General features: G+C 43.2%; 5 protein-coding genes. All 5 read right to left on the bottom strand.

Features of this window, described 5'->3' with window-relative positions:
- The coding region (locus tag RDS42_RS12075) for a heavy metal translocating P-type ATPase (RefSeq protein WP_308783882.1) at positions 1-2,077 on the bottom strand (2,077 nt) is incomplete at its 3' end.
- 7 nt (positions 2,078-2,084) lie between these two features.
- Positions 2,085-2,387, bottom strand: coding sequence for a DUF6110 family protein (locus RDS42_RS12080; RefSeq protein ID WP_008689707.1), 303 nt, complete (start codon positions 2,385-2,387; stop codon positions 2,085-2,087).
- A gap of 209 nt (positions 2,388-2,596) precedes the next feature.
- Positions 2,597-2,830, bottom strand: a complete 234-nt coding sequence (locus RDS42_RS12085; protein ID WP_008689709.1) for a transcriptional repressor — start codon at positions 2,828-2,830, stop codon at positions 2,597-2,599.
- A 31-nt stretch (positions 2,831-2,861) separates the two neighbouring features.
- Positions 2,862-3,299 (bottom strand): heavy-metal-associated domain-containing protein, encoded by a 438-nt coding sequence (locus tag RDS42_RS12090; RefSeq protein ID WP_331603391.1) that lies wholly within the window; start codon positions 3,297-3,299, stop codon positions 2,862-2,864.
- 22 nt (positions 3,300-3,321) lie between these two features.
- Complete coding sequence (locus tag RDS42_RS12095) at positions 3,322-5,328, bottom strand: ferrous iron transporter B (protein WP_008689712.1); 2,007 nt, start codon at positions 5,326-5,328, stop codon at positions 3,322-3,324.
- Positions 5,329-5,419: the final 91 nt, after the last annotated feature.

Genomic DNA, 5,419 nt, shown 5'->3' on the forward strand with positions numbered 1-5,419 from the left:
TAGTCGGCAATAAATTTCCCATACTCTTCAAACTGATAGCTAAAGTAGAAGTATTATGTAGTAACGCAGAGGTCGTTGGTTGAATAATTCCTGCCACTCCTAGTGCAATCAGCATTGCATTAATACCGACAATCCCCCTGTAATTCCCCTGAATACGGTGCATCATCGCATTAGACAAACGTTTCAGTACTACGATTTCCCGCAGATCCTCAGCAGCAATCGTAATGTCTGCGATCTCTCGCGCAAGTTCTGCTCCATCACTGATTGCAATTCCCGCATCTGCTGCTGAAAGCGCTGGCGAATCATTGATTCCGTCACCGATCATCACTACTTTTCTTCCTGCCGCTTTCTCTCTTTCAATGAATCCTGCCTTATCTTCCGGAAGTACTTCGGAATAATATTCATCCACTCCCACTCGTTTCGCAATAGATGCTGCAGTACGTTCACTGTCTCCCGTCATCATGACGATCTTGGAAACACCTTCTTCTTTCAAAAATCTTACCATCTCCCCGGCTTCTTCCCTGAGAGGATCTTCAATACAGATTACAGCAACTAATTCTCCGTCAATGGCAAGGAACAAATGAGAGTATTCTTCAGGAAGCGTATCAAATCGTTCCTGATATTCCGGACGTATCCGGCACTTTTCATCCTCAAACACAAAATGACTGCTCCCTATTATGGTCTTCTTTCCTTCTATATAGGAGGAAATACCATGGGCTACAATATACTCCACTTTTGAATGCATTTCTTCATGATACAGACTTCTTCTCTTTGCAGCATCCACGACAGCTTTTGCCATGGAATGTGGAAAGTGTTCTTCCAGACAGGCAGCAATCCGCAGAGCTTCCGGTTCAGGATAATCGCCAAACACAATGACTTCTTTTACAGTTGGTTTCGCCTTTGTCAGCGTACCGGTCTTATCAAATACGATGGTATCTGCCTCTGCCACAGCCTCCAGATACTTCCCACCCTTTACGGTAATTCCATTCTGTCCGGCTTCCCGTATTGCAGAAAGGACAGAAATCGGCATAGCCAGCTTCAATGCGCAGGAAAAATCCACCATAAGAACAGAAAGAGCTTTTGTCATATTGCGTGTGACAGCCCAGACAAGCCCTGTCCCCAGAAGCGTATATGGTACCAGACGGTCCGCCAGATGCTCTGCCTTGCTTTCCAGATTGGATTTCAACTTTTCTGAGTCTTCAATCATAGTCACAATCTTTTCAAACCGGGTAGCACCTGATACGGCCCTGACTATGATTTCCAACTCTCCTTCCTCCAAAACGGTTCCTGCATATACGGACTGACCCTCAGTTCTTCGTACCGGAAGAGATTCTCCGGTCAAAGATGCCTGGTTCACCATTCCTTCTCCGCAAGACACCTCTCCATCAAATGGGATTACATTGCCCATGTGTACGATCACTCTGTCACCCGGCAAAATATCGGATGCCGGAACAAGAATTTCCTGCTCCTCTCTTTTCAGCCATACTTTCTTTATGTTTAAAGACATGCTGCGTGCCAGATCTCCTACAGACTTTTTATGTGTCCATTCCTCCAGCAATTCTCCAATTCCCAGCAGAAACATGACAGAACCGGCAGTATTAAAGTCTCCTCGCAGCACGGACACGCCAATCGCTGTAGCATCTAATACCGGCACCTCTATCTTCCGTCTGGCCAGACATCGAATCCCTTTTCCGATATATTGGACCACTTTAAAAGTAAGCCATATTTTTCTCACCGAATTTGGCAAGAGCAATTTCCCTCCATAATGGAGCAATGTTTTTGCTATCAGCTTTTCCCTGTATGCGGAATTTAAAGCACGCCCTGAACTTGATAATACATTATCCGGAACATCTGCTTTCTCAAAATGAAACTTTTTTAATTTATGGATCAGTTCTTCTCTGTCCCCTGTATAATAGATCACAGCATCTGCGGTGCGCTCATATACTTTGACCTTTATAACACTTTTCTGTTTTTCAAGAGCCCAGCAAAGAACATCCGCCTCCGTACATGTCATTCGGTTTCGGATAACGTGGATACGGAGACGGCCCTGTACTTCATGCTTGATAAGAAATCTCATCTTTTACCTATTCGTTTTCTTCCTGTTCAGACGCACCATCCTCCTGAACATCATCTTCCTGCACCTGCATTGCCTCTTCCTGTGCACGCTTTTCATTGATCTGTTGTGCTTCTGCAAGGATATCCTCTGCGTTCTCCTGCACTGTTGTAGCAGTCTTCATAACACAGTCTTTTGCCCGCAGTACAGCCGCAGTGCAGTTTGTATATACTTTTTTTGCGTCCTTACTGGAAAGGAGCTTTACACCCGCAGTCCCAAATACGACTCCTCCTACAAAACATCCGATTTTTTTCAAAGTAGAATCACTAAACATCCTATGTACCTCCTGATTATTTGTGTTTATAGCCTGTATAGAATACCATCAAAAAGCAAAAGACGGACGCCCACGCCCAAAACCTATGTTGTTTCACAACCACATCACTTCCTTTTCTATAAGACTCTGTTTATTTTTTCATAGTAACAACTTTCATTTAAGATAGTCAATTCTAACAGTCCTTATTGATAAATTTTGTCATTTGCAGGCTACTTATATACGATTTCTCTGCTAAGCACCCCGATATTCTCCAATTCCTTTACCAGACGGTAAACGGTTGCCATCCCAATGCTCTGGTCAAGTTTCACCACCCGGGCATAAATTTCCTTGCAGCTGGAACACCTGTCTTCCAGGATAATATCTAAAATCATTTTACGCTGCTTTGTAATTCTGCAGCCATTTTCTTTCAGTTTTATAATAATACTTTCTTTTTCACCGTTCATACCCGCTTTCTCCCATATGAAATACCACGGTCTAGCTTTGAATAGACTCAACTAAAAACCCTGCTTTTTCTACTGCGCAGATCAGGATATCTTCCCCTATTTCACGGTCAAGGGATATCTCAGCATAACTTTTATTAAGATCTACTCTGGCGGAGACTCCATCAATCCGATTCAAGCTATCTGTCACACTTTGTACACAATGTTCACAATGCATTCCTGTAATAAACATGGTTTTCTTTGCGATGACCGGACCCGTCAATTTCTTTTTTTTCTTTTTATTTTTGCTGCTGCAATTTCCTCCCGCTGGACATCCAACACATTTCACTCCGCTTCTTTTTGCCTTAATAAGATATGCAGCTGCACTCCCTACTAAGATTACAATAACAAGAACTGCTATCATATTTTCCATAGAGCATTTCACATCCTTTTCTAATAAAAATGGTGGACAAAGTACTTCTTCTCTGTCCACCGTCTGCTATAACTTTTATCCTTTATGATTTTACAGAATGCAGGCTGTATTCTGAAGCAAACTCTTTATCTGACTTACGGATTCTCCAGAGAATAATCAAAGCAAATACAATAACCGCGATAAGTCCCGGAATAAATGCGGTGCCAAAAGATCCTGTTGTGATCAATGTACCAATCTGATATACACCAAAAGCTACGGTATACCCCGTTGCAAGTTGGAGACAGATTCCTCCAAGCAGCCATTTTCCACTCTTCATTTCTGAATTCATCGCTCCAAGAGCTGCAAAACAAGGTGGTGTGTAAAGGTTAAACATCAAATAAGCAAGAGCTGCTACCTTTGTCAGTCCCATAACAGTTGCTACTTCATTCCCACTTCCAACCAACGCCAGTTCATCTGTATCTATTAAGTTTGTGATACCGTAAACTACTGCAAGCGTCCCAACTACGTTTTCTTTTGCGATAAAACCTGTCACTGCCGCTGCTGCAAGCTGCCACACTCCAAATCCAAGCGGTATGAACAAAATCGCAAACGGATGGGCAATGGATGCCAAAATAGATGTCCCTTCTGCACCTTCTTCTACAAGCTGGAACTGCCAGTTAAAGCTCTGCATGATCTGTACCACCGTATTGCATACCAGAATGATCGTTCCTGCTTTTACGATATATGCTTTTCCTCGCTCCAGCATAGAGCCGCATGCCCTTTTCAAGCTTGGAAACTTATATTCCGGAAGTTCAATAATAAAGAAAGATTTTCTGTATTTTTGTCCTGTAATCTTTTTCACAAGTAAAGCTCCAAGCAAAACTAAGAGAATACCCACCAGATACATAGTTGCTGAAACCCACCATGCGTCCGCAAAGAATGCACCTGCAAAAAGAGCAATCACTGGGATTTTAGCTCCACATGGCATAAATGGTGTAAGCATCGCTGTGGTACGACGTTCTCTTTCGTTACGGATTGTACGGCAAGCCATAACGCCCGGAATCGCACATCCTGTACCAATGACCATAGGAATGACAGATTTACCGGAAAGCCCTACTCTCTTAAAAATCGGATCCAGAACTACTGTAGCTCTTGCCATGTATCCACAATCTTCCAATAATGCAATTAAGAAGTACATGACCATAACAAGCGGAAGGAAACCGACAACTGCACCAACGCCACCGATGATACCATCTACAAGGAGTGCATACAGAAGCGGGTTTGCATTTTCCATCAGTCCGCCGACCCATCCCTGGAAAGTCTCGATCCATGCCACCAGCCAGTCTGCGATCCAGGTACCGAGCGTTGTCTGGGATATGTAGAACACAAGGAAGATAACTGCTGCGAAAATCGGTATACCGATAATCTTATGTGTGATGATACCGTCAATCTTATCCTGTACGTTTCTATCCTTTGTAAAAACTTTTCTCTTCTCTACCTGCTTTACAATTCCATTCACAAACTCAAAACGCTTTCTGTCAGCCGCTTCTACTGCCGTTTTATCTTTGAAATCAATATCCCCCTGCACATAAGGTGCTTTCTGACCTTTTCCTCTTAATGCAGCCGCAGCATTTACAGTCTCTTTGAGCCCTTCATGTCCGGAAGAAGTGGAAATCGTCTTGATTACCGGACAGCCCAGCTTTTCAGACAGAATCTTCTCGTCAATTTTTGTCTGTTTCTTATTAACGATATCGCTCTTATTCAGTGCGACAACTACTGGAATCCCAAGTTCCAGAAGCTGTGTGGTAAAAAACAGGCTTCTGCTCAGATTCGTAGCATCCACGATATTGATGATCACATCCGGATTCTCATTCTTGACGTATCCGCTGGTAATGCTTTCTTCCGATGTAAAAGGAGACATAGAATAAGCGCCCGGCAAATCTACCGCAACCAACTCCTCCGTCCCGTCATAATAACCTTTCTTGATCGGACTTTCTTTTCTTTCGACCGTAACGCCTGCCCAGTTCCCGACACGTTCATTCCTGCCGGTAAGTGCATTGTACATGGTCGTCTTTCCACTGTTGGGATTTCCTGCAAAAGCAATCCTCATAATTCTCCTCCTTTTCGACGTCTTTAATTATACGCATCTTATCTTTATTAGTATGCACTAACCTTTGTGCAAAGAAAATAGTGGAAACTAC

This window comes from uncultured Blautia sp. (assembly GCF_902497045.1).
Taxonomy (GTDB): Bacteria; Bacillota; Clostridia; order Lachnospirales; family Lachnospiraceae; genus Blautia_A.

What these genes read in the sequence shown, in the direction of transcription:
- RDS42_RS12095 (WP_008689712.1), bottom strand. Translation starts at nt 5,328, where the DNA reads ATGAGGATTGCTTTTGCAGGAAATCCCAACAGTGGAAAGACGACCATG.
- RDS42_RS12085 (WP_008689709.1), bottom strand. Translation starts at nt 2,830, where the DNA reads ATGAACGGTGAAAAAGAAAGTATTATTATAAAACTGAAAGAAAATGGC.
- RDS42_RS12080 (WP_008689707.1), bottom strand. Translation starts at nt 2,387, where the DNA reads ATGTTTAGTGATTCTACTTTGAAAAAAATCGGATGTTTTGTAGGAGGA.